Annotated in this window: 24 protein-coding genes; 8 read left to right on the top strand and 16 right to left on the bottom strand. The window is 57.2% G+C overall.

Annotated elements, in window-relative coordinates; all coding sequences use genetic code 11:
* Positions 1-16 precede the first annotated feature (16 nt).
* From flgK to ACR0EL_RS14105, 3 genes are read left to right on the top strand one after another with little or no spacing between them, the layout of a single operon-like run.
* Positions 17-1,468 carry a flagellar hook-associated protein FlgK gene (flgK, locus tag ACR0EL_RS14115; protein ID WP_480500566.1) on the top strand — a complete coding sequence of 484 codons (1,452 nt, stop codon included), beginning with the start codon at positions 17-19 and terminating at the stop codon, positions 1,466-1,468.
* A 2-nt stretch (positions 1,469-1,470) separates the two neighbouring features.
* Positions 1,471-2,478, top strand: a complete 1,008-nt coding sequence (locus ACR0EL_RS14110) for a flagellin (RefSeq protein ID WP_480500565.1) — start codon at positions 1,471-1,473, stop codon at positions 2,476-2,478.
* Positions 2,475-3,572: a flagellar basal body P-ring protein FlgI gene (locus ACR0EL_RS14105; RefSeq protein ID WP_480500564.1), complete on the top strand. Its 1,098-nt coding sequence runs from the start codon at positions 2,475-2,477 to the stop codon at positions 3,570-3,572. The genes ACR0EL_RS14110 and ACR0EL_RS14105 overlap by 4 nt, the downstream gene beginning before the upstream one ends.
* A 14-nt stretch (positions 3,573-3,586) precedes the next feature.
* On the opposite strand, the gene ACR0EL_RS14100 is transcribed toward ACR0EL_RS14105, so the two are convergent.
* The 7 genes from ACR0EL_RS14100 to ACR0EL_RS14070 form a co-directional block, all read right to left on the bottom strand.
* Positions 3,587-4,231, bottom strand: coding sequence for a DUF1523 family protein (locus ACR0EL_RS14100; protein WP_480500562.1), 645 nt, complete (start codon positions 4,229-4,231; stop codon positions 3,587-3,589).
* A 10-nt stretch (positions 4,232-4,241) separates the two neighbouring features.
* Positions 4,242-4,508, bottom strand: a complete 267-nt coding sequence (locus tag ACR0EL_RS14095; protein WP_353012699.1) for a hypothetical protein — start codon at positions 4,506-4,508, stop codon at positions 4,242-4,244.
* A gap of 1 nt (position 4,509) precedes the next feature.
* Positions 4,510-5,847, bottom strand: a complete 1,338-nt coding sequence (locus ACR0EL_RS14090) for a DUF6638 family protein (RefSeq protein ID WP_480500560.1) — start codon at positions 5,845-5,847, stop codon at positions 4,510-4,512.
* Positions 5,844-6,518 (bottom strand): hypothetical protein, encoded by a 675-nt coding sequence (locus ACR0EL_RS14085; RefSeq protein WP_480500559.1) that lies wholly within the window; start codon positions 6,516-6,518, stop codon positions 5,844-5,846. Before ACR0EL_RS14085 ends, ACR0EL_RS14090 begins: the two co-directional genes overlap by 4 nt.
* A gap of 78 nt (positions 6,519-6,596) precedes the next feature.
* Entirely contained in the window at positions 6,597-8,528 is a 1,932-nt protein-coding gene (locus ACR0EL_RS14080; RefSeq protein WP_480500558.1) for an AAA family ATPase, read from the bottom strand.
* Between the two features lie 57 nt (positions 8,529-8,585).
* Entirely contained in the window at positions 8,586-9,704 is a 1,119-nt protein-coding gene (locus ACR0EL_RS14075; protein ID WP_480500556.1) for a hypothetical protein, read from the bottom strand.
* 278 nt (positions 9,705-9,982) lie between these two features.
* Entirely contained in the window at positions 9,983-11,062 is a 1,080-nt protein-coding gene (locus ACR0EL_RS14070; protein WP_353012710.1) for a coiled-coil domain-containing protein, read from the bottom strand.
* A 247-nt stretch (positions 11,063-11,309) separates the two neighbouring features.
* Here ACR0EL_RS14070 and ACR0EL_RS14065 point away from each other — a divergent pair, with 247 nt between their 5' ends.
* The 3 genes from ACR0EL_RS14065 (at position 11,310) to ACR0EL_RS14055 (ending at position 16,063) form a co-directional block, all read left to right on the top strand.
* Entirely contained in the window at positions 11,310-12,785 is a 1,476-nt protein-coding gene (locus ACR0EL_RS14065) for an NAD-dependent succinate-semialdehyde dehydrogenase (RefSeq protein ID WP_480500555.1), read from the top strand.
* 131 nt (positions 12,786-12,916) lie between these two features.
* Positions 12,917-15,100 (top strand): esterase-like activity of phytase family protein, encoded by a 2,184-nt coding sequence (locus ACR0EL_RS14060; protein WP_480500554.1) that lies wholly within the window; start codon positions 12,917-12,919, stop codon positions 15,098-15,100.
* Positions 15,101-15,295: 195 nt separating this feature from the next.
* Positions 15,296-16,063 (top strand): DUF695 domain-containing protein, encoded by a 768-nt coding sequence (locus tag ACR0EL_RS14055; protein ID WP_353012719.1) that lies wholly within the window; start codon positions 15,296-15,298, stop codon positions 16,061-16,063.
* Positions 16,064-16,217: 154 nt separating this feature from the next.
* On the opposite strand, the gene ACR0EL_RS14050 is transcribed toward ACR0EL_RS14055, so the two are convergent.
* The 6 genes from ACR0EL_RS14050 to ACR0EL_RS14025 form a co-directional block, all read right to left on the bottom strand.
* On the bottom strand, positions 16,218-16,685 hold the full coding sequence (locus tag ACR0EL_RS14050; protein ID WP_170537218.1) for an Hsp20 family protein: 468 nt from the start codon (positions 16,683-16,685) through the stop codon (positions 16,218-16,220).
* A 124-nt stretch (positions 16,686-16,809) separates the two neighbouring features.
* Positions 16,810-17,625, bottom strand: a complete 816-nt coding sequence (locus ACR0EL_RS14045) for a trypsin-like serine peptidase (RefSeq protein ID WP_480500553.1) — start codon at positions 17,623-17,625, stop codon at positions 16,810-16,812.
* Positions 17,622-18,413, bottom strand: a complete 792-nt coding sequence (locus ACR0EL_RS14040) for a trypsin-like serine peptidase (RefSeq protein ID WP_480500552.1) — start codon at positions 18,411-18,413, stop codon at positions 17,622-17,624. Before ACR0EL_RS14040 ends, ACR0EL_RS14045 begins: the two co-directional genes overlap by 4 nt.
* A gap of 109 nt (positions 18,414-18,522) precedes the next feature.
* Positions 18,523-19,842 (bottom strand): glycolate oxidase subunit GlcF, encoded by a 1,320-nt coding sequence (gene glcF, locus ACR0EL_RS14035; protein ID WP_480500551.1) that lies wholly within the window; start codon positions 19,840-19,842, stop codon positions 18,523-18,525.
* Positions 19,843-19,846: 4 nt separating this feature from the next.
* The gene (locus tag ACR0EL_RS14030; RefSeq protein ID WP_480500550.1) at positions 19,847-20,947 is read right to left on the bottom strand and encodes an FAD-binding protein; all 1,101 of its coding nucleotides are present in this window, start codon (positions 20,945-20,947) and stop codon (positions 19,847-19,849) included.
* A 64-nt stretch (positions 20,948-21,011) separates the two neighbouring features.
* Entirely contained in the window at positions 21,012-22,460 is a 1,449-nt protein-coding gene (locus ACR0EL_RS14025; RefSeq protein ID WP_480500549.1) for an FAD-linked oxidase C-terminal domain-containing protein, read from the bottom strand.
* A gap of 82 nt (positions 22,461-22,542) precedes the next feature.
* Here ACR0EL_RS14025 and ACR0EL_RS14020 point away from each other — a divergent pair, with 82 nt between their 5' ends.
* Both ACR0EL_RS14020 and ACR0EL_RS14015 read left to right on the top strand, forming a co-directional pair.
* Positions 22,543-23,241 (top strand): DUF599 domain-containing protein, encoded by a 699-nt coding sequence (locus tag ACR0EL_RS14020; RefSeq protein WP_480500548.1) that lies wholly within the window; start codon positions 22,543-22,545, stop codon positions 23,239-23,241.
* 35 nt (positions 23,242-23,276) lie between these two features.
* Positions 23,277-23,624 (top strand): hypothetical protein, encoded by a 348-nt coding sequence (locus ACR0EL_RS14015; RefSeq protein WP_480500547.1) that lies wholly within the window; start codon positions 23,277-23,279, stop codon positions 23,622-23,624.
* Between the two features lie 3 nt (positions 23,625-23,627).
* On the opposite strand, the gene ACR0EL_RS14010 is transcribed toward ACR0EL_RS14015, so the two are convergent.
* The 3 genes from ACR0EL_RS14010 to rsfS are packed head-to-tail and all read right to left on the bottom strand — an operon-like array spanning position 23,628 to position 25,105.
* Positions 23,628-24,113 (bottom strand): flavodoxin family protein, encoded by a 486-nt coding sequence (locus ACR0EL_RS14010; RefSeq protein WP_480500545.1) that lies wholly within the window; start codon positions 24,111-24,113, stop codon positions 23,628-23,630.
* 12 nt (positions 24,114-24,125) lie between these two features.
* A complete protein-coding gene (gene rlmH, locus ACR0EL_RS14005; protein WP_480500544.1) occupies positions 24,126-24,596 on the bottom strand; it encodes a 23S rRNA (pseudouridine(1915)-N(3))-methyltransferase RlmH in 471 nt (156 codons plus the stop codon).
* 44 nt (positions 24,597-24,640) lie between these two features.
* Positions 24,641-25,105: a ribosome silencing factor gene (gene rsfS / locus ACR0EL_RS14000; RefSeq protein WP_480500543.1), complete on the bottom strand. Its 465-nt coding sequence runs from the start codon at positions 25,103-25,105 to the stop codon at positions 24,641-24,643.
* Positions 25,106-25,289: the final 184 nt, after the last annotated feature.

Genomic DNA, 25,289 nt, shown 5'->3' with positions numbered 1-25,289 from the left:
AAAAAGGAGCGGCGCCATGAACATGTCGACAGCTTTACATAATGCTTTGGGCGGTCTGACAGCTGCCAGCCGTGGCGCTGCGGTCGTGTCTGGCAACGTCGCCAACGCGCTCACGCCCGGCTACGCGCGTCGGTCACTGGAACTGACCACCAGCCCGATCTCGGGCAATGGGGTGCGCACTGTCGGCGTGATCCGTCATCAAGACCCGGTCCTGGTTGCCAATCGGCGCGCCACCGACGCGGATCTGGCGCAGCAATCTTCTTTGTCGGCGTTTCAGTCGCAATTCGCAAACCTAGTCGGTCCCGCGGATGATGCAACGTCATTGGCCGCGCGACTTGCGGCCTTTGACGGCAGCCTGATCACTGCCGCCAGCCTGCCGGATTCAGCGCAGCGGCTCGATCAAGCCGCCCGCGCCGGTCGGGATCTGGCCAATGAGCTGAATACCGCGTCCGAAGGGGTCCGTAAGGCCCGCTCGGACGCAGATCGCAGGATCGGGGCTCATGTGGAAAGCCTGAACCAGACGCTGAAGGATATCGAAGACCTCAACGCAAAGATCCCCGCCATTCGCAATTCAGGCGGTGATATCGGCGCCTTACAGGATCAACGTCAGATCCTGATCGATCAGGTGAATACGCTGATCCCGGTCAACGTGATTCCGCGCGACAACGATCAAGTTTCGCTCTATTCCGATGGCGGGCTGATCCTGCTCGAAGGCAAAGCATCAGAGTTTGCTTTCACCACCACCGGCGAAACAAAACCCCATATGACAGTCGGCAATGGGCTGTTGTCGGGCCTGGAAATGAACGGAAACCCCATTCGTACCGGCGGTGATACGGCGCAAATACGGGGCGGAGCGTTAGCCGCTGAATTTACCATCCGGGATGAACTGGCGGTTGAAGCCCAGCTGCAATTGGATACGGTCGCGCGTGACCTGATTGAGCGCTTTGAAACGCCAGGTCTCGACCCAACGGCAGCCGCAACGGATCCGGGGCTGTTCACCGATGATGGCAGCCGGTTCGATCCTGCTATGGTCACCGGGCTGGCCGCACGCCTGTCGCTGAATACGGTCGTTGACCCGGATGCCGGAGGGAACAGTTGGCGGCTACGCGCTGGCCTTGGCGCAGCCACGCCGGGAGACCCAGGCGATTCAACACAGCTGCAAGCTTTTGGCGCAATCCTGAACGACGCAAGACCTGTTCCAGGCGCCTTGTTTGGCACCGGCAACCTGCGCGCCGCCGAAGTAACTGAGGCGTTGCTGTCTGACGCAGGCGCGCAGGCACACCGGGCCGAACAGCGCAAAATCTTCGCAACCGGCGCACAGCAGCAGATGGCCCAGATCGAAGCGGAACAAGGCGTGGATACGGATCAGGAACTGCAGCGCCTGATGCAGATCGAACAGGCCTATTCCGCGAACGCGCGGGTGATGACGGTCGTCGATGAACTTATGGAAACACTGCTGAGGTTGTAACAATGACACTAACCGCAATTGGTGATCTGGCGCGCGGTATGACGTTGCGCACACGTGCCTCTGAGATCAAAACCCAGATCGAAACCCTGTCTTACGAGATGTCCAGCGGTAAGGTTCAGGATGTCTCAGGGCATCTTGGTGGCGATCTTTCGCATCTTCTGGATCTTGATCGCAATCTTGCCCGACTGGACGCCTACAAGATCGCAACATCCGAGGCCGGATTGTTCACCGATGTGATGCAGCAAAGCCTGACCACCTTTGACGAGTCTTTGGGTGAGATGTCGGCCAGCTTGCTGGCCTTCGGCACTGCAAACCAGACTGTCACACATGAGCAGGCCTCGGTTCAGGCCCGGAATGAGCTGGACACGATGATCTCGGCCCTGAACACACGGGTTGGCGGGCGCAGCCTGTATTCTGGCGTGGCAACCGATGTCTCTCCGTTGGCCTCGGCCGAAACCCTTTTGACGGCGCTTGAGACCGAGCTTGCTGGCCTAACCACGATGACCGACATCCGCACGGCAGCCGAGGATTGGTTCAACGATCCAGCTGGATTTGATGCTATGATCTATCAGGGATCGGACACACCCTTGGCACCGATGCAGATTTCGGAAAATGAGCGGATTTCCATCCCGATTACCGCAACTGATCCGGCGTTCAAGTCGGCACTACGCGACACCGCATTGGCCGCGCTGGCATCGGAAGACGCGCTGGCATGGACCTCGACCCTGCGCACAAGCCTGTTCACGCAGCTGGGTGTCGATCTGGCCAACGCAAAGGATGAAACGGTCAAGCTGCGGGCCGAGGTCGGCGCGGCCGAGGCCCGGGTCGAACAAGCCGCTACCAGAAACGCCGCATCGCGCATGGGCTTTGAGTACAGTCGAAACTCCCTAATCGCCGCCGATCCGTATGAAACGGCGGCGCAGCTGCAGACCGTGCAGTTTCAACTGGAGAGCCTTTATTCGGTTACGGTGCGCAATGCCAACCTGTCTCTGGTGAATTTCCTGAGATGAGAGTTCTTGCTTTCCTTTTGATCCTCCTTCTTCCCGGTCTTGCCTCAGCGGGTGCAATCCGGCTGAAAGACCTTGTGGATTTCGACGGTGTCCGCGGCAACGACCTAGTCGGATATGGTTTGGTCGTTGGCCTGAATGGTACGGGCGACGGCCTGCGCAATTCACCGTTCACCGAAGAGATCATGTCAAACATCCTTGAGCGTTTAGGTGTGAACGTTACCGGCGAAGACTTTCGACCCAAAAACGTTGCAGCCGTTCTGGTGACGGCCAGCCTGCCCCCATTCGCGCGCGTTGGCGGCCAGATTGACGTAACCGTTTCAGCGATCGGCGATTCCGGCAGCCTGCTTGGTGGGACCCTTATTATGACCCCATTAAATGCGGCGGATGGTCAGATTTACGCTGTGGCGCAAGGCACGGTTTTGGCAGGTGGGGCGGTTGCCGAAGGCGATGCCGCCTCGGTCGTACAAGGTGTTCCAACCTCTGGTGTGATCCCCTCGGGCGCACGAGTTGAACGAGAAATCGACTTCGATCTCTCGGCTCTGACGCAAATGCGGCTTGCCTTGCGCGAGCCGGATTTCACCACCGCCGGTCGGATCGAAACTGCAATCAACACAGAGTTCAACCGCGCGGTGGCCATAATGCGGGATTCCGGTACGGTCGAGCTGAATATTGTGGCCACGCAATCGGTATCAGCCGCCCATGCGATTGGGCGGATTGAAAACATCCTTGTTGAACCGGAAACCAAAGCACGCGTGGTGGTTGATCAGAGATCGGGCACCATCGTAATGGGGCAGGAAGTCCGTATCTCACGGGTCGCGGTTTCACAAGGAAACCTGACCCTAACCGTGGAAGAGGCGCCGATTGCCGTTCAACCCAACCCGTTTGCCCGAGGCGAGACCGTCGTGGTGCCCCGCACCGTTGCCGGGATCGAGGAAGAAGAAGGCACAGGGTTGGCTGAAATCCCCGAGGCCACGACCTTGTCCGAGGTTGTCGCCGGGCTGAATGCCCTCGGCGTGTCGCCCCGCGATATGATCGACATCCTGAAGACAATCAAAGCCGCCGGTGCGCTTCATGCAGAGTTCATTGTACGCTGATAGAGGGCCACGCCTTACTTGGATTTCCAGCTATCCAACCAACGGCGGAACCCATTCTGCCGCTCTTCAATCGCATCACCCGCCGCATAAAGACTGTCCTCAACACTCTCAAGCATCGGATCGATGCGGCGCTGCCGGAACCTGCGCCAGCGCACCCAAATCGCCCAGATAATGGCAAAGAAAACGGTCAGGAAGATGATATTGAACCATGGGATCAGGCGCACATCCGGGCCATCTACATGTTTTAGAGAAACCGCATTGGGAAAGATCGACATAAATTCGTTGCGCCAGCCATAATGGGTCACTGCGACCCAGTCGGGGTCATCCTTATCCGAAATCGCATCGTTGGCTTCGGTATAAAGGTTAGCAGTATCGAACTTAAAATAAGGCGGCCAGCCCCAGCTGGTGTCTTCGTTTCTGTAAACGATCGGCTTACCATTAGCGCGCACCGCCTGGATGAACTGAACATCGCGGTTCGACAGGCTGGTCGATTGATCATCCGGCTCGGACCAGAAGATCCGGGTCCAGTCGTTCAGATCCTGCCGCTCTTCGTAAGTGTTCACAATCCGCACGATATCGCGCTGCGGCAGCGAGTACTGCAGAACGACCGCAATCGTACCCCAAAAGATGATGATCAATGCCCATTTCAAATAGGCCATGCCCGAACCCTCACATATAATTCACAATATAGATCAGCGCGCCAATCGCCACCCAAGGCACGACATAGACGCCCAGGATCAGTTTTCGCCGGAACGAATTGTCATAGACGTGCAGACCGCGCTCGACAAAGGCCTGTTTGTTGCCGCGCTTGCCCTTTTCGTCCCACCACGCCTCAAGCTTGCGACGACGTGCGCCGCGCGAATAGAGGGACAGCGCAACATACGCGACCGTCTGGATCACCAGCAGGATCAGAAACAGGCGCATCGCTCCGAACATCTCAGCCTTTCCTTATCGAACCCCAAGGGCCGACCCGCGCGATCACATCCTCGCTGACCCGATCCTCACCGGACATATCCGGCTCATGCCCGAACAAGGCTTCGCGCGCGCCGGCTTTGTCCACCTGATACTCGCGCTCAAGGAAATCAGCAACATAGGCTTTCTTGGGTTCCGACCAGCCTTTGTAGGTTTTGTAGAACAGTTCTTTATGACAAATGAACATCTGGCGCGGGTCCAGCGGGGCCAGCTCGGCCAGTAGCATGTTGACCAGATCGCGCTGTGACGTATCCGCCGCGCGTAATGTGTAGAAATAGGCCGGATGGTCCGAGGTGATCCGCGGCCAAGGCCCTCCGTCAGTGGCCCAGCGCAACAGTTGGGCCAGGCCGTGATAAGCCTCAGGCAAGCGATCCGCATGGGTGCGCGCCAGGCGCCGCATATCGCGGCGATCCAAACCCGTAAGGTCAACATCGGTATCTGCTGCGGCTGCAACGGTCAGGAAATCCATTTTTTGCTGAAGGATCGCCGCCGCATCCACCCCGCGCGCCTTAACGATGGGTTCGACCAGATCGTTATAGTCGAGGAATTTGGCAATCTGGTTCCGTTGAGACGGGTCAAAGGTATACTTGATTTTCAGATCGTCGGGCTTTTCACCCATGCAAATCGCCGCCGGGTGATCCATGTCCGGGAACAGGTACAACCCGCCGAAATGCGCCGTCCAGAAATTCCGCTGCTCAAAATCCGTATGGCGCAGGCGGACCGGATTTCGGGTGACGTCGCCGGTTTCCTCGGCCGTCTCGATCATCTTCGCGATCAGCACATCGTCGAACCAGGCGTCCTCTTCGGTTTTGAACTGCTCGACCATGCCCGCCAGTTGCTGCGCCTTGCGCAGGGTGCCGCCGGCGGTGTCGGCCTCAATCTCGATCTTGCGCAGGTTTAGAAGATCATTGGGCGTGGTGAGTTTGAAGACCGAGTTCACCAGCTCTCCGGCCACCGCATCTGTGGCGGTCAGGGCGAACAACTGCGCCTCGTTCATCTCGATGAATTCCCGCAGGATATCACGCGAGGTCGAGAATTTGACGTTCAGCAAAGGCGCGCGTTTCTGCTCGGTCGTCAGCAGGATGAACTGCCGGTTGACTCCGTTGGGGTTGAGGTAGAGCTCATCCTCCAGCTCAATCCCAACCTCCGGGGAATAGCCCGAGATATCCACATGGAAATCCGTCAGCGCAGTGGTCTTTCCCGCCAGATGCTGCAGCGCGCGGTTATACCGCTCGACCAGAGCCGGGCTGGAGATGTGAACGAGATTGCCGAACATCAGGCCTTTTTCGATGAGGCGGATCATTTCTCAAACAACCCAAAGAACCAAGGTGCGTATTTTGTCGCCAAAACACCGACAAACAACATAATTACACCTACAATAGTTTTGTCTTTGTTTCGCTGCCAGAAAGTATCACTCCGGGAGTGATAGACCGGACTGACAAACTCAAGAATTACCAATAACAAAAACGCAACATACAGAGCAGTCTCAAAGTTTGCGCCCAAGGATACGGGCTGTGTTTCCGCGTCGGCCCCAGAAAAAAAATCATTGATCCAAAAGCCCAACATTGCACCAATCCAAACGAAGCGGGGCACAATAGTGAAAGGCCACAAAACCGGTGTTCTAAATGACTTAAGTTCGGCTTCGATTTTTTGGCGAAGCAGTTCTAAATCTTCATTTTTTTCACTGCCGAAGTTTCGCAGTCTAATAGTAGTGCAGTAGCCAAATTTAGCGACCAAACTTGGTTGCATAATGCCTTCAGGACTAATCTCAATTTTTGTGTTGCCTCTAAGTAAGGGCAAGTTGTCTTTCATGTCTTTAACACCATCAAACCTGTACCTAGAGGTTTCCGCGCTGATTTTTGTCTCTGGCGATTCATACTTCTCTAGAAGCTGGATTAACTCGGAACCGGAAATCCTCACGTGGCCAAGGGGCTTTCCGATAGGCCACTGAGGCTTTTCTAATTCTTTAACCAAAGTTTTGACCTCCAATGGACAGTAGTGTGTTTTTCGCTACACGTAACAGCTTTGGTTGGTTGCTGCCGCGACCTGAAATCACCCTTTCCCCTCCAGATACCGCCGCTTAGCCTCTTCCATCCGGCCCATCTCGCGGACGGCGTTCTCGATGGCGACTTCGTCGCTCTTATCGGCATAGCGGAACTCACTGTCGGCGTAGCGGTTGATTTCTTGCATAACCATGTCCACCGTTATCGGCTGGCGCAGATCCTCGATCATGGCCTTCTTGGTGTCGTAGTCGCGGAACAGAAAAAGGTCGGGGTTTTCCATCCACTCGTCAGGCAGTTCGAAATCCATCGCGCGGACCTTGACCGCGTCGGTGATGTTCTTGATGGCTCGACCCGTGAACCGCTCATCCGCCTGCTGGATCGCCTTGAGGTAGGTGCCCAGCTTGGCAATCGTGTCCATCTGGCCGATATCGCCCGAGACCCGGTCATAGACCTGCAGCAGAGCGTCCTCATGCGGGCGGGAATGGCTTTCGAAACTGGCAGTGACGGCCTTCTTGATCTCCTGCGCGGCATAGGCTTCGTGTGCGCCCAGCGGGATGTCGTGGTTGCGGCCCATCAGCAGGTGCAGGATGTCGATGTAATCCTCGCGCGTTTGCGGCCCGTCCACCAGGAACCGCGCGCCTGCCCGCTGGCGCAGGGCGTCGTCCACATTCTCGGGGTAGTTCGAGAACATGCCAAAGGTGCAGTTGCCGCGCACAACGGTGTTTGCGCCGGCAAAGCTCTCCATCAGCACGGCGGTGATTTCCAACTGCCCGGCCGAGGACTGCCGGTCGCCGCGTTTTCCCGCCAGCTGGTCAATGTCGTCGATGGTGCCGAAGCCGATGATCGAGGGGTCTATGATCGTGTTGATGAACGCCTTGGCGTTCTGGCCGGATTTGCCTTGGTAGCTGTCGATATTGTCGGTGCTCAGGTTCTGATAGCGGAACGGATAGTCCGCGTTCTGGCAATAGTCGTTGATCAGCCCGGCCATCATCTGGATCAGAGTGGTCTTGCCCGTACCCGGCTTGCCGTCGCCCATGAAGGTAAAGATGAACCCGCCCAGTTCCGCAAACGGGTTCAGGCGACGGTCGAAATCATAGGCCATCACCATCTTGGCCAGCTTCATCGCCTGATACTTGGCGATATGGTTGCCTACCACCTCGTTCGGTTTCTTGAACGTCATGGTGAGGGTGGTGGATTTCGCCTTCGAGGCCGGCTCAAACCCCCGGATCGTGAGATCATCGGCCTCTATATGCCAGGCGGAGTTTTGGAACGAGGCAAGATGGCCAGCGGATTGCGCACGCAGGGCAACCTTGTCCATCAACTGCTCGGCATAGGCACTGATGGTGGCGATCAAATGCGCGTCGTCGGGGGCGTGTTTGGCCAGCACCTGATCCAGCTCCCACAAGGCACCGTGCAGGGCAAGCTGGCCATTGTCGGTCAGAACCTCTTCGATCTCACCAAGGTCAACCGTGTTTTCGCCCAGATGAGACGACATCAGATAAGCCAGCGCATTGCCCAGCACATGAGATGTGATCAAAGCCTCAGCCGTCAGCAATTCCGAAAACTCGGTCTTTCGCGCAACAGGCAAATCCCCCGCCAGATTGGCCCGCTTCAAATCGGCCAACGGAGTCTGTTCGGCATATGCCTCGGCCACGGCCAGTGCGATTGCAATAGCGCGCCGAATGGCTTGCTGCGCTGTGGCCTGAGGGGGCGAGACCAGCGTATCACCATGATCCGAGGCCTCGATCCGCTCAACCAGATGCACCCCATCCGCCCGTACCGTGCGCCGCGTCACCAAACCGGGCGTGGTCGATCGAAACCGCCGCCCCGTCGATACACCCGAGGACCGCTCAACTGCCACTTCAACAGCTTTGGCAATACGCGGCGCATGTTCGAACCCGTTCAACAAGGCCGTCGCCGCAGGGTAATGCTTGCGAATATCGTCTTCGCGCAATTTCATCTGATCTGACGTCAAACTCATCTCAAAAACCGCCCATTCTTCTTCTGTTCAAAAATACCTCCGCCGGAGGCAAAAATTCTAATAGCGCAACACCTGCCCGGCCTTGCTGACCACGAATTTGCGCACATCGGCAAAGCCCCGCGGGTTGCGCTCGGCCAGAACCTGAAACGGACGTTGAGGCAGAATGATCGAGCGCTGCATGCGCGTCGCTCCGGTCTCAGCCCCTTGCCCGCCAAACGGGTCCAGCGCAAACACCTCACGCTCGACGGTCGAGAACCACCCGGCGCGTTCCTCGATCACCTCTTCGCTCTCCAGCTCCTCAGTCGTCCAGGCCAGCGCCCAGTCCTGCCCCTGTGGCGACTGCGCGTCCTCTAGCACCTGCCGCAAGGGGCCAGATTGCTCGGTAAAAGCCGAGGAATACATCGGACCCACATGGATGCGGCGCAGGTTTTTGGGATGCAGGTCGTTAAAATCCTGATCGAAGCCCTTGGCGATGGTCACCAGTTTCAGCCCGCCTAACGATTGCGCCATCAGATGCGCCTGCACCTCGGGCCATCGACGCTGATCCTTGGGCAGGGCTGTCTTACCGCTATCCTCCAACTGCATCAGGTAGATGACCGGCAGATTGATCTGGCTGTCATAAACCGCCCAATGGATCATGAACTTGCGCCGTTCACCCTCATTCCCGATCCAGTGGCATTCAGGATCATTGCGCGCCCAAAACAGCTGACCTTTCAGCAATTCCTCATAATAGAGCCTTTGGGACAGCGCGAATTGCAGCTTGGTGGGGATTTCGCGGTCGCCAATGATCGTGCGGACCATGTCGGTTTTCAGATCATCGGTTGAGGGCATATTCGCCAGATGCACCTGCGCCTGCTGCGCGTCATTGGCCATGGTCAACAATTCAGCCGCCACCGGAAATCCACTGTCGCGCTTGTCCATGGCGAGGCTGCCAAAGAACCGCCCCGTATCGCGCCCGACCAGCAGGTATTTCATGCTGAGCGCCCGGAAGGTGTAGAGCAACCCCGAGAGGTAGCGCGACACGATCCGCACCTCTTGCTTGCTGATCGCGCCCTCAGCCTCCATCGTCGCGGCCACGCGCAGGAGGTGGACGGTGATCACCTCGAATTTGCGGAAATAGCGGCGCGAGGCGAACGTGTCGGTCAGGCCGACATGGTCTTGGGTTGGGTTAGTCATTTCGCTTTATTAGACATGTTGTGCAACCATGGTCGGTATTTTTGGTCGATCTCGATCCCCTTTCTATGGAACCAAATGAACAACCAAAAACCATAGGCGATGAAAACCAAGCTGGCCGAGACTATGACGACTTTGGTAGTCAACGCGTCCGAACCAAAAGCTCTTATTGCGATAGCGCATGATCCCACACAAAACACCACTCCGATGGCGCTAAGTCCCAAGAACGAAGCCAAGAGTTTAACAATCGAGCCAATCCTTCCCGGACGAGCCATCAGGGTTTATCCCCCATACAAATTCTTATCATGCTTCTCGACAATCGAGGCAAACCGGCGGGCAAAGCGCTCATCCGCCTTGGCCTTTTTCTCCAGCACGTCGCGGGCAAAGACCATGTGATCCTCGTGTGCCTCAAGCATGTCGGCCATTTTCTGGTTGGTCGCGGTGCCGATGGCGGCCATGGCGGTTTGCGCCTCTTGATCGGTTTGCACGCCGATCTCGTTGATGCGGTGGGCCACGTCCTGCTGCTGCGCGGTTTTCAGCGATTTGGTCAGGGCGTCATACAGCACCACGCGCTGTTGCGTGTCTGTCTGCAGCTTGTTGATCAGCACCATCTGCGTCGCCGCCTGATTTTGCAGCGAGTCGACCCAGGTTTTGCCCTTTTCGATGTACCGCTCCAGCGTTTGAGACTTGGCCAGCTTGACCTGCTCTTCCTGAACCTTGGCGTTGTACTGCTTGTTCAGCTCGGCCAGTTCAGTTTCCAGCTGGGTCCGCGCGGCCGCGTCTTGTTCGACAGAGATTTTGTTTTCCAAGGTGATGATCGTCGGGTCCATGCCCTGAATCTCAGCCCGCAGCGCCTCAAGTTCCGCAACAGTCGCCTCGCGGTCGTCCAGCGTGACGGTCAGGTTGTCCTCGACCTTGACGCGCTGGTCTTCCAAGACGGACAGTTGCCCCTCCAGCAGTTTGACGATCACGTCGGATTTGGCGATCAGGTCCTGCAGCTTGTCATCGATATTGGCAGTGCGCATCCGTTCTTGCCGCATCGACTCGGATTTGCCCTTCGAGAAGACACCCACAAACGACTCCCACCCAGTTTTCGAACGCATCTCGTCGAAATCCTTTGAGAACGCGCTGGTGACATCATCCAGACCCATGATCAGCTCGGCGATATTGGCGTTCATCACTTCTGTGTGAGAGTGCACGTCTTCAAGCGTGGCGTTTTCGATGTCGATATCCGCCTCGGCCGTGCCGATCTTGGCGCGGGCCGCTTCGATCCGTGACGTCAGATTCTGGATCTGCGACTGACTTTCGCGCACTTTGCTTTGCGTTTCTTCAATCAGCGCTTCAAATTGCTGGTTCGACATCTCTGCTGTCCCTTTTTTATCTAATTACCCAATAAGATAGGGAATGTTACGGGTATTTACATCCCTTTGGGTCCAAATTTCCACCAGACTTTGGCAAACTCGCACCGAAAAAGATAGGTCCGAAGCCACCCGGCAGCTATTGTAATTTGATCAAATCTGGATTGATCCGATGGCTATAGTGGACATAGACAATCCTAACCCCACCTGATTGAGTGCGCGCGAAACTAGACCTGCCGGAGGCTGACCCATGCTGGACGCAACAACCGATCTGAAATCCATCCTTAAAAACCCTGACCTGTTGGTGACCAAGGCCTATATTGGCGGGCAATGGGTGGATGGGGACGAAGGCACCTTTGCTGTCACCAACCCCGCACGCGGCGATGTGGTGGCCGAGGTTGCAGATGTTAGCCGCGCTCAGGTTGCCGGGGCGATTGCACAGGCTGAGGCCGCGCAAAAGGAATGGGCCAAGCTGACCGGCAAGGAACGCGCTGTGATCCTGCGGCGCTGGTTCGATCTGATGATGGAAAACGCCGAGGATCTGGGCAAGATCTTGACCGCGGAACAGGGCAAGCCCCTGGCTGAAGCCGTCGGTGAGATCGCTTATGGTGCGTCCTTCATCGAGTATTTCGGGGAAGAGGCCAAGCGGGTCCATGGCGAGACCATTCCCGGCCATCAGCGCGACAAGCGGATCATGGTGCTGAAACAGCCCATTGGTGTGGCCGCCTCGATCACACCTTGGAACTTCCCGAATGCTATGATCACCCGCAAGGCAGGCCCGGCTTTGGCTGCAGGTTGCGCTTTTGTCGCGCGTCCGGCGACGGAAACGCCCTTGTCAGCGCTGGTTCTGGCATTGCTAGCCGAACAAGCTGGCATCCCGGCTGGTGTGTTCAACGTTGTGCCCTCATCCAGCGCCAGCGAGATCGGCAAGGAATTCTGCGAAAACCCCGGCGTGCGCAAGCTGACCTTTACCGGCTCGACCGAAGTGGGGCGTATTCTGCTGCGCCAAGCGGCGGATCAAGTGATGAAGTGCTCGATGGAGCTGGGTGGCAATGCACCCTTCATCGTGTTCGACGATGCCGATCTGGATGCCGCCGTCGAAGGCGCGATGATGTGCAAATTCCGCAACAACGGCCAAACCTGTGTCTGCGCCAACCGCATCTATGTGCAGGCGGGCGTTTATGATGAATTCGCGGCCAAGTTGAAAGCCGCCACCGAAGCGCTGAAAGTTGGCGATGGCCTGACCGAAGGCACCACCACCGGCCCGCTGATCAATGCCGAAGCCGTCGCCAAGGTCGAGGAACACATCAAAGACGTCACCGACAAGGGAGGCGCGGTTCTGACCGGCGGTCTGCCACATGATCTGGGTGGTACTTTCTTCCAGCCAACCATCGTGACCGGCGTGACTCAGGACATGATGGTGGCGCAGGACGAAACCTTTGGCCCACTGGCCCCCCTTTTCAAGTTCGAGGACGAAGATGATGTCATCGCAATGGCCAATGACACGATCTTTGGTCTGGCCTCGTATTTCTATGCCAAGGATCTGAGCCGCGTCTACAAAGTGGCAGAGGCTTTGGAATATGGCATCGTCGGCGTGAACACCGGCATCATCTCGACTGAGCTTGGGCCGTTTGGCGGCGTCAAACAATCCGGCTTGGGCCGCGAAGGCAGCCATCATGGCATGGAAGACTATCTGGAAATGAAATACGTCTGTCTGTCGGTCTGATCTGAACTGGCCCCGGCGCTGCGCAGCGCCGGAGCCATTTGGTTTGTCACAAAACTGCAAACAAATCGTCACATCCCTGCAATGACCTGAGGTCATCCCCTTTTTATCCAAGTAAGAGGGGATACCTACCGATGTCATTGCGCTTTGTCTGCCTGACATCTGCCCTTGCCCTGACCGCCGGTCAGGCCATGGCAGAAATGAACTTCAACCGAATTGCATCTTTCCCGGTCGTCAAGAACATGGCCGAAGGCGCGGATACCACCCGCGAAACCTCGCCCGAGATCATTGCGGCCACCGCCGATGGGATGACGCTGGTTTATACCGACAGCCCGCTAGGCGTGATCGGTATGGTCGACATCACCAACCCGGCGAAGCCCGCACCGCTGGGCGCGATGGAGGTGGGTGGCGAGCCGACCTCGGTAGGGATTGTTGGTACAACGGCCTTTGTGGGCGTGAACACATCGGAAAGCTACACTGCGCCGTCGGGCAAGCTGATCTCGGTCGATATCGCGGGCAAGGCGGAAACCGGCGCTTGTGATCTGGGCGGTCAGCCCGACAGCGTCGCCATTTCGCCTAATGCCAGCTTTGTCGCCGTTGCGATTGAAAACGAGCGTGACGAAGACCTGAACGACGGTGTTATCCCGCAGCTGCCCGCCGGTTCGCTGGCACTGGTGCCGCTGAAAGACGGCGCGTTGGACTGTTCGGGCATGAAATTGGCCTCGCTGACCGGTCTGGCCGAGGTTGCTCCGACCGATCCCGAGCCGGAATTCGTTGACATCAACGGCCTTGGTGAAACCGTCGTCACTCTACAGGAAAACAACCACATCGCGGTTGTCGACAAAGATGGCACCGTGATCAGCCATTTCTCGGCGGGCAGCGTGGATCTGGAAGGCATCGACGCCACCGACGAACGCGGCGCGTTGATCTTTACGGAAAGCCAGCCCGGTCGCCTGCGCGAACCCGACGCTGTGAAATGGATCGATGACAATCACTTCGCCACCGCCAATGAAGGCGACTATGAGGGTGGATCGCGTGGCTGGACGATCTTCCATAAGGACGGCACCGTTGTTTATGAGAACGGCACCGATTTCGAGAAAGCCATCATCCAGATCGGCCACTACCCCGACAAACGCTCGGACAGCAAAGGCGTTGAGCCCGAAAGTGTGACCGCCGCCACCTTTGACGGCACGCCGATGATCTTTGTCGGGGCCGAACGCGCCTCGGTCGTGGGTGTTTATGATGCCACCGATCCGGCCGACCCGGTTCTCAAACAACTGCTGCCCTCGGGTGTAGGCCCGGAAGGGTATGTGGCGATCCCGGAACGCAACCTGCTGGTATCGGCCAATGAAAAAGACCTGATCGAAGATGGCGGCCCGCGCGCGCATGTATCGATCTTTGAATACCACGACGCCCCCGCGAACTATCCGCATCTGACCTCGGAAGGCGCAGATGAGCTGATTGGTTGGGGAGCTCTGTCCGGTCTGGTGGCGGATGAAGACGGCATGATCTATGCGGTCAATGACAGCTTCTACGGCTTCCAGCCGTCGATCTTCAAGATCGACCCCAGCCAGACCCCGGCGCGCATTGTCGATGTGATCCGCATCCACCGTCAGGATGGCAACCCGGCGCAGAAACTGGACCTGGAAGGCATCACTCTGGATGGCAAGGGCGGTTTCTATGTCGCCTCCGAAGGCCGCACCGACCGCGTTATCCCGCACGCGATTTACCACGTTTCAGCCGATGGTCTGATCAAGGATCGCAAGGGTGAGATCGGTCTGCCGCCGGAACTGATGGCGGTTGAGAAGCGTTTCGGCTTCGAGGGCATCACGAAGGTTGGTGACACCCTTTGGATGGCAGTTCAGCGCGAATGGAAAGACGACCCGGAGAACCACGTGAAGCTGGTTGCCTATAATCTGGACACCAAGGAATGGGGTGCTGTGCACTATCCAAAGGCAGATCCAGAAACAGGCTGGGTTGGTCTGTCGGAAATCGTGGCCTACGGCGATCATGTCTATGTCATCGAGCGCGACAACCAGCATGACCACCGCGCCGTGACCAAAAAGGTCTATCGCATCCCGCTGTCGGAAATGACCCCAGCCCCGCTGGGCGGTGAACTGCCTGTTGTCAGCAAGCAAGAGGTCCGCGACCTGCTGCCCGACCTGACATCAACCGGCGGCTATGTTCTGGACAAAATCGAAGGTCTGGCGATCCTGCCCTCGGGCGAAGCGTTTGTGATGACCGACAATGACGGCGTCGACGATGCCTCGGGCGAGACGATGTTCTGGTCGATCGGGTCGGTGACGGCTGGGAACTAACCCAAGCAAACCACCCTGAAATCGGCCCTGTGCGTGCAACGCATGGGGCCTTTCCTTTAGGTTTCGCATTTTCCCAAGCGGGATATTCGGTCAAAACTTTGGTCAACCCTCTGATCAGTGTGATTGCGTACGAAAGGGTTTGACTTTCAAATCAATTGGATGGCGCTATCAATTAAATGAAAGCAAGAGGCAAGAATGTCTTCAGACACACAAAAAGAACACTGGGATTTCTATTCTTGTGAAATCGAGGGAAAACCATATTCGACGATGGTGAACCTCTCCCTAGTTGATGTTGCACCAGTACTAAAACTCAACGTGTTTCATTGTATCGAAGTTAAGTTACATTACCCCGACCCAAACCACGGCATGACAACTGCGGGAGAATACCAAACACTATCGGACCTAGAAGACTTGATATTCGCAAGTCAAACCGATCAAATCAAATACGTTGCTCGCCAAACCGGAGGACGCAAACGCAAGTTCTATTTCTATGGCTCATCGGAAACTGCCGCAGATTCAGTTGTCTCTGCTCTTGACGAGTCTTTCCCCGCCTACACAAAAACAGCTTTCAACTTTGAAGATGCAGCGTGGCAGACTTATCTTGAGGACCTATACCCCAACGCTATTGCAATGAACGAAATCAAAAATCGAGCCGTCTATTTTCGGTTGGAAGACGACGGCGATGATTTGAGCATACCGCGTGAGATTGATCACTCAGTCATTTTTCATAGCCGTAAGCAGGCGAAAGAATTTGAGCGAATTGTTACCCAAAAAGGGTTCAAAGTGACGACCACAACACAGGGCATTCTCAAAAAGTCGTTCGACCTCTTGGTTCAAAGGGTTGACGCTCCTCAGAGCCTCGACCCGGTTACATTCGAGTTAGAACAGTTGGCCGAAGGCCTTGGCGGGTCGTATGATGGTTGGGGCTGCTTCACCCAAAAACAGGCTGGCGCCGCCACGTAGTCACCGTTCAGATAGCAAGTACAAACGTCACAGATTTGCAGTTGGGCGGCTTAGCTATCTCTTCCCCAAAAAAACAACGCCCCGCGTCTGGAGGAACGCGGGGCGTGTGTTGCGACAGTCTGGGAGGAGGCGACTGTCGCAGAACTTTGAGGTGTTAGTTGACCGCCTTGGCGTCAACCACATCTTTTTCGATCGCTTTGGACGATGAAATCTCGATCCGGCGCGGTTTGAGCGCCTCGGGTACTTCGCGCTTCAGATCGATATTCAGCATGCCGTTTTCATGGCTCGCGCCGGTGACGCGGACATGGTCGGCCAGCGCAAAGCGACGCTCGAACGCGCGAGTGGCGATGCCACGGTGCAAATAGCTGCGCTCTTTGTCCTCGGCGGCTTTCTTCCCTGCCACGACAAGTGAATTTTCCTTCACTTCGACGGACAGGTCATTCTCGGAAAAACCGGCGACAGCCACGGAAATCCGATAGGTGTCGGCGTCGGTTTTTTCGATGTTGTATGGGGGGTAGCTGGGCTGTGCGACGTCATTGGTCAGAACGCGGTCCATCATGTCTGCGATCTGGTCAAACCCAATAGTGGCGCGGTGCAGCGGTGCAAAATCAAAAGTACGCATGTGTCGTATCCTCATCCTTGAGCGATTTACGAATTCAGCCCTCCAATTGGACGGGCGATTTGAGAGACCGGACCCCATCTGTGGCGATCCGGTACAATTCACATGGGTAGCAATTTGACTGAGTTCAACCCCCGCCCGAGCTGATGAATTTCGCGCCCGAGCTGGATTTGTCGGACCCCACCTGCAAACGGCGGATCGAGGCTTTGGGTTTGGGCGCATTGCTGCGCATGATCGCCTTTAACTCAGAGACGACATTTTTTAGTTCCATCCCAAACCCGATCTTCTCGCCACCGCGCACGCTGACTGCCGATACGACCGACAGAATCTGCCAACGCGCGCCGTTCTTGGCCAGTATCGCCGAACCAGACGAGCCAAAAGTGATATCGCAGTTGAAGGTGATTAACCCCAGACGCCGTTGCAGAATGCTGCAGGACCGTTCGCGCGTGATCGCCTCGGCCCGTCCACGGCCATAGGATGCAATGCTGATTTCCCCGTTCGGCACCCGCCCGTCATGCAGGACAAATGGGTCAGCAACCGAATAGGGGATCGGTTCTTCCAGCCGCATCAATGCAACGTCATCGCGAATGTTCTCAACGGACAAAGCTGCGCCCGCGTCATAGCCAGGGTGGGGCACGATTTGCACCACTTTGCGTTCGGCCAGTGCTGTGCCATTGCTCAACCCAGCGCGAAACGTGACTTCACCGGGCACGTATGGCTTGCCGGTTGCCCTGTCCAAAGCACAATGCGCCGCCGTCAAAACCAGATCCTGCGCTATCAATGTCCCGGTACAGAACGACCGCGTGCCAACATCAAGCCGCCCGATCGCCTCCCACCCGTACAGGTCCTCACGATCCGTCAGTTTGCGTTTGTTGGCCTGCGCCTCGGCTGTTGTTGTCAAAAGGGCGAGACCGAAAAGAGCCGTGAGTATCGTCTTGATCATGGCCTGATAAACCTCGCTCCGACATTTTTGCCGCCACTGCCGCTCAAAGCGGATGAATCGATACCACGTCCGGCCTCAAGTTCAGCCTGCAGCAACTCGAACGCCGTCTCGACAGTCGTACCAATTGCCACACTTTCCCCATTCATGCTGGCCTTTGCAGAGATAACCGAGACGATCTTCGGTTCTGGTTCAGAGAACAGAAACACCGGCGCCCCCGATGATCCGAAATTCACATCGCATGACATCACCACAACATCCGATTGCCGGTTCACGACCGAGCACACCTGTTGCAGCGAAGGGGCCTCGGCCCGATTTTGCGCATATGAGACCACACCTACCTTTTGGCCCCGCTTTGGCGCGGCGCCGATCTCAAAAGGAGATACTGATATGTTTCTGACAGGCTGCCACAGCTCAACCAAGGAAACATCATAACCGAAGCTATTTTGGGATATCGTTGCTTGGAAACTATAGTCGGGATGAATCGCCACGCGCCGCACATCGCGATAGGCCAGCGCACGACCTAAGCGCCAGCCAGCCAGAAATTCCATATCCGCCGGATCGATAAGTTGGCCCGTGGATTTGTTGTACATGCAATGTGCGGCAGTCAGCACGAGATCTGGTGCAACCAGCGTGCCGGTGCAAAACCCAACACCTTTGATGTCCAGGCGCCCAACAGCCATCCAATCCCGCCCGGAATCAGATGTATCAAGGCTTCTCAGCCCGCTATCCTGCGCGGTGGCCGCAATAGGCAGCACACAGAGCGCGATTGCTTTTATCCAGTTTCGCACGCGGTACTCCGCCCGATTCCCCCGGCCAACTGTCCTACGGGGCGGGTACGGCGAAAATAGGGCGGTCAGGGAATTTGCAGGTCGTGATGCCGCGGTGCATCACGCCGGTTCAGCGCAAGATTGGCACATCGGACGCCATATACCCGATGCTCAACGCCCGTGGTTTCGGCCCGCCTGTGACCCAATCCAACAATTCGACGGTGTGCACAATCGGAACCTCGGTAGCCGAGCCAATCTGCATCATGCACCCGATATTCCCCGCAGCGATAATATCTGGTTTTTTTGCTTCCAATGTTCTGACCTTGCGGTCTTTCAGCTTGACTGAAATTTCGGGCTGCATCAGATTATACGTCCCGGCACTGCCGCAGCACAGATGGCTGTCTGCAGGTTCGACCACTTTGAAACCCGCGCGCTTCAACAGGTCCTTGGGATAGGTTTTGATCTTTTGCCCATGCTGCAAAGAACACGCCGCGTGATACGCAACCGTCAGGCCCTGATCGCCCTGCTCTGGTATGTCCAACTGCATCAGCAACTCGCTGATATCCATCGTCATGCCCGAGACCCGCGCTGCATCCTCTGCCAGATCCTCGTCGCGAAACATATGGCCGTAGTCCTTGACCGTCGTGCCGCAACCGGAGGTGTTGATCACAATCGCATCCAGGCCATCCCCATTCATCTCCTGCGTCCAGGCTCGGATATTTGCAGCAGCAGCGGCGTGGCTATCGCGGCTTTTGCCCATGTGGTGGGTCAGCGCGCCACAGCACCCCGCGCCTTCGGCTACTACAACCTCGCATCCCAATCGGGTCAACAACCGGATTGTGGCATCATTGATATCGGTGTTCAGCGCCTTTTGTGCACAACCCGTCATCAACGCCACGCGTTTCTTGCGCGGCGCTTTGGGGGCAAAGCATTGCGGGTCATCATTCCGACTGACCGGAGGAATGTACTTAGGTGCCATGTCCAACATCGCCCGCAATCGCGCATCGGGCATCAGCGACCGAAATGGCCGCCCCAGCTTGGCCCCGATCAGCGCCCAGCGAAACCGCATCGGATAGGGCAGGATCTGCGCCAGAACCCAGCGCAAGACACGATCCGAGAGCGGGCGTTTGTAGTTATTTTCGATGTATTCCCGCGCGTGATCTACCAGACGCATATAGTGCACGCCTGACGGACAAGTCGTCATACAGGCCAGACACGACAGGCACCGATCAATATGTTTCACAGTCTTTTCATCCGGCACACGCTCATTCTCGAGCATATCCTTGATCAGGTAAATCCGGCCTCGCGGGCTATCCAACTCATCCCCCAGAACCTGATAGGTTGGGCACGTTGCTGTGCAAAATCCGCAGTGAACACAGTTGCGCAAAATCTCATTCGCGCGCCGGGTTCCCGGGTCTTTCAGCTGGTCTTCGGTGAATGTCGTTTGCATCTGACTACCCCATAAGCCCAGGATTAAAAAGGCCTTTCGGATCGAACTTCCGCCGTAAGTCCCGCGTTAAGCTTGCCAGCGGTTCGGGCTCGGGCTGCAACCGGCCAAGTGTTTGAATCGTCTCCGGCGCGGCGCGAACAAGCGTGGCGTGCCCATCAAATTCGCCCAGTCGCGCGCGAATATCTGATCCCGCATCCACAAGCGCCCAAACAAGCCCACCACCCCAATCCAGCAGCAGGTTTTTGGCCTCCAGCCGCGCCGCAACCTCCGCCGCATCCGAGGGTTTTGTGGAAATGCGCCAAACATCGCCTTCCTTGTCCTCAAAACTGCCCACATCCCGGATCGCGCGCCATGTCTCCTCTGGCTCTTCGATCTGGGCAGCCTCGCCATACGCGGAAAGCTCACGTTGCAACTGACCGATCCGATACGCGACCGAGTCGGCAAACCCTTCGATCCGCAACAGAGCCTGACCCAATTCGGGATCATAAGCGGCACCGCTCACCTCAAACGGGGATTTCAACGCAGCCGACAGCATCTGAACTGCGGCTGATACCTGCGTGACCGGCATGCCCAATACCGCCACAACCTCTGGCTTTGGCAGCACTTTCAGAGACACCTCGCTCAGCACTCCCAAAGTGCCCCACGACCCGGCCATCAACTTGACCAAATCATAGCCGGTGACATTCTTCATCACTCGCCCACCATTCTTGATGACTTGCCCCCGCCCATCGACATATCGCACACCCAGCAGAAAATCCCGGCACGCCCCGGCCTGTATCCGCCGCGGACCCGAGATATTGGCAGCGACAACCCCGCCTATGGTCGACTCACCCGAGGTTCCCAACAAAGCCCGGTAATCGGCAGGCTCAAACGCCAGTTGCTGCTCTTCCGCTGCCAACGCCGCCTCGATCTCAGTCACCGGAGTCCCCGCCTGCGCCACCAAAGTCAGCGCGCCCGGTTCATAGAGCGTTATGCCACTCAACCCCGCCGTACTCAAAACCGGTTCAGGCCCAAACACGCCGCGCGTTCCTCCGCCCTGAATACGCACCGGCTCGTTCAACCCGGCCACGATATCGGCCAGCTCCATCTCTGTCTCAGGTCTCATATCACTTCTTCTGTTCAAAAATACCTCGGGGGAGGCGCGCAAAGCGCGGCGGGGGCAGAGCCCCCTATTCCGCCGCCATCTGCGCCACGCGGCGAGCTTCGGACACATCCAGCGGAAACACCTTGGCCGGGTTCAGCAGCCATTGCGGATCGAATACGTCCTTCACCGCCATCTGCGCCTCGAGGTCGGCAGGCGTATATTGATGCGACATCAAATCCCGCTTTTCGATACCCACCCCATGTTCTCCGGTCAGGCAGCCGCCGACATCGACACACAGCTTCAGGATATCCGCACCAAAGGCCTCGCATTTCTCCAGATCACCGGGTTTGTTGGCATCAAACAGGATCAGTGGATGCATATTGCCATCCCCTGCGTGGAAGACATTTCCCACAGGCAGGCCATAGTCTTCGCTCAACTCTCCAATCCGGCGCAGCACTTCGGGCAGCGAGGACACCGGAATCGTGCCATCGAGACACATGTAGTCATTCATCTGCCCCATCGCGCCAAAGGCAGACTTCCGGCCCAGCCAGATTTTGGCACTTTCCTCGGCCGATTGGCTCTCACGCAGTTCAACCGGGTTATGGTGCTTGGCGATCTCGATGATCTTGGACAGTTGATCGTCGATCTCGGCCTCAGACCCCTCAACCTCGACAATCAACAAGGCCGTGCAATCAGGGTAGCCAGCATGGGCAAAGTTTTCACAAGCCTTGATGCACAGCGTATCCATGAACTCGATTGCCACCGGCAGGATGCCCGATTTTATGATGTCCGAAACACATTGTCCGGCCACTTCATTGTCATCGAACCCCATCAGCACAGGCCGTGCGCCTTCGGGCTTGCGCAGGATACGCAGCGTTGCCTCGGTCACGACACCCAGCTGCCCTTCGGACCCGCAGATCACGCCCAACAGGTCCAGTCCGCCAGAATCCAGATGCGCGCCGCCGATCTCGACTACGCGGCCATCCATCATCACCATCTTGACACCCAACAGGTTGTTCGTGGTCACGCCGTATTTCAGACAATGCGCCCCGCCCGAATTCATCGCAATGTTCCCGGCAATGGCGCAGGCCAGTTGCGACGAAGGGTCTGGTGCATAAAAGAAATCCTCTTCCTCTACCGCTCCAGTTACGCTCAGATTGGTACGGCCGGTCTGAACGCGAATGAAGCGGTTGTCATAATCGGTCTCCAGCACGTCGTTCATGCGCGCCACACCCAGAATCACGCAATCCGCAGTCGGCAGCGCCCCGCCCGCAAGCGACGTTCCTGCACCGCGCGGAACAACGGGCACGCCCTCCTCGTGGCAGATGCGCAAAACATCCGAAACCTCTTGTGTCGTCGACGGAAGAACCGCCAGCATCGGCGGGCAACGATACGCGGTCAGCGCGTCACACTCATAGGCGCGTGTTTCTGCCGGGTCGTGGATCACCGCATCCTCGGGTAGAACTTGCTGCAGTCGCGCCAGAACGCGGTGCTTTCGCGCAAGCACATCGGGATTTGGCTGGGGCATTTCCATGGCTGATCCTCCAATTTGGTAAAATAATATTACCAATTTCTGCATCTGGCAAGTTTCGATCTTCCGACTTAGTGTCGCAGTGATGTCCTGGATCGCTCAATCACTTCCTTTTTCCCTGCCCGACTATGGCGCTTTGCTGCTGTTGCTGGGGTCCTGGCTTTGGATCGGTTGGCGGGTTGAAAACGCCTCCGCTCAGAAGCCCTCGGTCAGTCGTATCATGGATGGCTATCGCCGGGACTGGATGAAGGAAATGGTCACCCGTCAGCCGCGCATGTTCGATGCGCAAGTGGTTGGCACGATGCGGCAGGGAAGCACGTTTTTTGCCTCGACCACAATGATCGCCATAGGTGGTGGGCTCGCCTTGTTGGGCAATCCTCAGCGTTTGGCCGGGCTGGCCGAGGATTTGGCACTGGGTACAGCACCTGCATTGGTGTGGGAGGTCAAGATATTGATCATCCTTCTGTTTCTGGCCAATGCATTCCTGAAATACGTCTGGGCACATCGCCTGTTCGGGTATTGCGCGGTGCTGATGGCCGCAGTCCCGAATGAGTCTGACGACCCCACAGCTTACCCACGCGCCGCACAGGCAGCCGAGATCTGCGTCACCGCGGCGCGCAGTTTCAACCGCGCGCTGCGTGCTACCTATTTTGCCCTGGCCGCCGCGGCTTGGATATTGGGACCAATCCCGTTGATTCTGGGCACGTTGATCACGATGGCCATGCTCTATCGGCGGGAATTTGCATCGCAATCGCGCACGATTTTGCTCGACACCGGATCGTGATCGTCACGGCGGGTAAGACAAGGTAAGATCACCACATGAGATACCTTATTCTTTGCGCCCTGCTGGCCACCCCCGCCTTTGCCGATGCTCCGGTGATCGAAAACGTTACCGCCCAGCGCAGTGGTGAAACCTGGCGATTCGACGTCACAATCCGTCACCCGGACACAGGCTGGGACGATTATGCAGATGGCTGGCGTGTTCTGGACATGGACGGGACCGAATTGGGGATGCGCGTGTTGCACCACCCGCATGTGGATGAGCAGCCCTTCACCCGATCCCTGGGCGGAGTTGCCATTCCCGAAGGCACCACGCAGGTCCAGATTCAAGCCCGCGACAATGTCGGAGGCTGGAGCGACGACACCACCGTGATCGACCTGAACTGAGGGTCAGAACACCCCGAGGCTTAGACCTGCTGCCATCGCCGCGCCAATTTCGCGGCATTTATCCAACTGATCTTGGGGGATGACCTTCTCGGCCAGTATCGCCTCGGGCGTCTTCGCATGGGTGCACAGGATCAGCGGCGGCTGCACTTCTTTCAACCGCCAGCCGGTGGCGATGCGCGCGGTTTGGCGGGCAGCGTTCTCTCCATCCGATCCGGCGCAGATCATCTGGGCGTAGGGGCGGCCCTCGACCCGGCCCAGAACGGGATAGTAGCTGCGATCGAAGAACTCTTTCATAAGGCCTGAAATTGCGGCGAGGTTTTCGGGGGCGCAGAAAATGTAGCCGTCGGCGGCCAGCAAGTCTTCGGGCCCGGCCTGATCTGCGGTTTTCAAGACGATGTCTGCCTCATCCCCACCCGCCTCGGCTGCCGCCTCAGCCATTTGCCGGGCACCGCCAGTGCGTGAATGATAGACAATCAGAAGCTGCGCCATGTCTGACTCGTTTTAGACCCTGTGATAGGGGCCGCCAGACAGAATGGTTGCGGCCCGATAGAGTTGCTCGGCAAGCATCACACGGACCAGCATGTGGGGCCAGACCATGGACCCGAATGAGATGGAAAAATCCGCTTCGGACCGTAGCGAGGGGTCTATACCGTCTGCTCCTCCGATAATCAGCGCGAGATCCTGCCGCCCAGCATCACGCCAATTACCCAGCTTTTTCGCAAAATCCGGTGAGGACATGACCCGCCCGCGCTCATCCAGCGTGCAGATCACCGCCCCCTTGGGCAGCGCCTTGCGCAGCAGCGCGGCCTCGGCCCCCATGCCTGCGTTTTTCTTGTCTTCGACCTCGATCACCTGCGCAGGACCAAGGCCCAAGCCACGGCCGATCCGGTCAAATCGGGTCAGGTAATCGTCAAGCAGGGACTTCTCGGGTCCGGCGCGCAATCGCCCGACCGCAACTATGCTGATACGCATATCTCTCTCGCCGCCGGCCTTTCAATACAGGCCAGGATGGCGCCTCAGTTGGCTGAGGCGCTGCCGCCCGCAGGCTGCCACATCTTTTCCAGCTGGTAGAACTCACGCACTTCGGGGCGGAAGATATGGACGATCACGTCGCCCGTATCGATCAACACCCAGTCGCCGGCATCCTTGCCTTCGACCTTCGAGGTGAAACCAAACTCCTGCTTGATGCGATCCGTCAGCTTTTCCGCCATGGCCGCGACCTGGCGGGTCGACCGACCCGAAGCAATCACCATGTGATCCGCAACCGAGGACTTACCACGCAGATTGATCTGCACGACATCTTCGGCCTTGTCATCGGAAAGTGAGGAAAGGATGCGTTCAAGCAGCTTGTCGCTGATTGACTGAGAGTGGGCCATCACTGCGGCCCCGTCTTCGGCAGGCAAACCCGCCTGGGTATGTAGAGACAGGACATAGTCCTCCTTTGCTATACGCCGCCAAATCCCCGGCGCCGGGATAGTCATAAGGTAACAAGCGCCCCGTGACATTTCAATGAAGGCCCGAATGCAATCATTGTTCAAATCGAATCTGGTGCATCGATGCATAATTTGTTGGCCAAAAAACAGGGGTATAGCACCAATAAGAGCCCAAAACTTCATTCTTTCGAATCATTATTTATTGTTATACAGTAAATTATTGTTTAAAGGA

This window comes from Ruegeria sp. AH12 (assembly GCF_056541465.1).
The sequence above is the reverse complement of the archived record's forward strand: the minus strand, read 5'-3'. Positions and strand labels throughout refer to the sequence as shown.

Bases quoted from the DNA above. Each gene is read 5' to 3' on its own strand.
- flgK (WP_480500566.1), top strand. From the start codon at position 17: ATGAACATGTCGACAGCTTTACATAATGCTTTGGGCGGTCTGACAGCT.
- ACR0EL_RS14110 (WP_480500565.1), top strand. From the start codon at position 1,471: ATGACACTAACCGCAATTGGTGATCTGGCGCGCGGTATGACGTTGCGC.
- ACR0EL_RS14105 (WP_480500564.1), top strand. From the start codon at position 2,475: ATGAGAGTTCTTGCTTTCCTTTTGATCCTCCTTCTTCCCGGTCTTGCC.
- ACR0EL_RS14100 (WP_480500562.1), bottom strand. From the start codon at position 4,231: ATGGCCTATTTGAAATGGGCATTGATCATCATCTTTTGGGGTACGATT.
- ACR0EL_RS14095 (WP_353012699.1), bottom strand. From the start codon at position 4,508: ATGTTCGGAGCGATGCGCCTGTTTCTGATCCTGCTGGTGATCCAGACG.
- ACR0EL_RS14090 (WP_480500560.1), bottom strand. From the start codon at position 5,847: ATGATCCGCCTCATCGAAAAAGGCCTGATGTTCGGCAATCTCGTTCAC.
- ACR0EL_RS14080 (WP_480500558.1), bottom strand. From the start codon at position 8,528: ATGAGTTTGACGTCAGATCAGATGAAATTGCGCGAAGACGATATTCGC.
- ACR0EL_RS14075 (WP_480500556.1), bottom strand. From the start codon at position 9,704: ATGACTAACCCAACCCAAGACCATGTCGGCCTGACCGACACGTTCGCC.
- ACR0EL_RS14070 (WP_353012710.1), bottom strand. From the start codon at position 11,062: ATGTCGAACCAGCAATTTGAAGCGCTGATTGAAGAAACGCAAAGCAAA.
- ACR0EL_RS14065 (WP_480500555.1), top strand. From the start codon at position 11,310: ATGCTGGACGCAACAACCGATCTGAAATCCATCCTTAAAAACCCTGAC.
- ACR0EL_RS14060 (WP_480500554.1), top strand. From the start codon at position 12,917: ATGTCATTGCGCTTTGTCTGCCTGACATCTGCCCTTGCCCTGACCGCC.
- ACR0EL_RS14055 (WP_353012719.1), top strand. From the start codon at position 15,296: ATGTCTTCAGACACACAAAAAGAACACTGGGATTTCTATTCTTGTGAA.
- ACR0EL_RS14050 (WP_170537218.1), bottom strand. From the start codon at position 16,685: ATGCGTACTTTTGATTTTGCACCGCTGCACCGCGCCACTATTGGGTTT.
- ACR0EL_RS14045 (WP_480500553.1), bottom strand. From the start codon at position 17,625: ATGATCAAGACGATACTCACGGCTCTTTTCGGTCTCGCCCTTTTGACA.
- glcF (WP_480500551.1), bottom strand. From the start codon at position 19,842: ATGCAAACGACATTCACCGAAGACCAGCTGAAAGACCCGGGAACCCGG.
- ACR0EL_RS14030 (WP_480500550.1), bottom strand. From the start codon at position 20,947: ATGAGACCTGAGACAGAGATGGAGCTGGCCGATATCGTGGCCGGGTTG.
- ACR0EL_RS14025 (WP_480500549.1), bottom strand. From the start codon at position 22,460: ATGGAAATGCCCCAGCCAAATCCCGATGTGCTTGCGCGAAAGCACCGC.
- ACR0EL_RS14020 (WP_480500548.1), top strand. From the start codon at position 22,543: ATGTCCTGGATCGCTCAATCACTTCCTTTTTCCCTGCCCGACTATGGC.
- ACR0EL_RS14015 (WP_480500547.1), top strand. From the start codon at position 23,277: ATGAGATACCTTATTCTTTGCGCCCTGCTGGCCACCCCCGCCTTTGCC.
- ACR0EL_RS14010 (WP_480500545.1), bottom strand. From the start codon at position 24,113: ATGGCGCAGCTTCTGATTGTCTATCATTCACGCACTGGCGGTGCCCGG.
- rlmH (WP_480500544.1), bottom strand. From the start codon at position 24,596: ATGCGTATCAGCATAGTTGCGGTCGGGCGATTGCGCGCCGGACCCGAG.
- rsfS (WP_480500543.1), bottom strand. From the start codon at position 25,105: ATGACTATCCCGGCGCCGGGGATTTGGCGGCGTATAGCAAAGGAGGAC.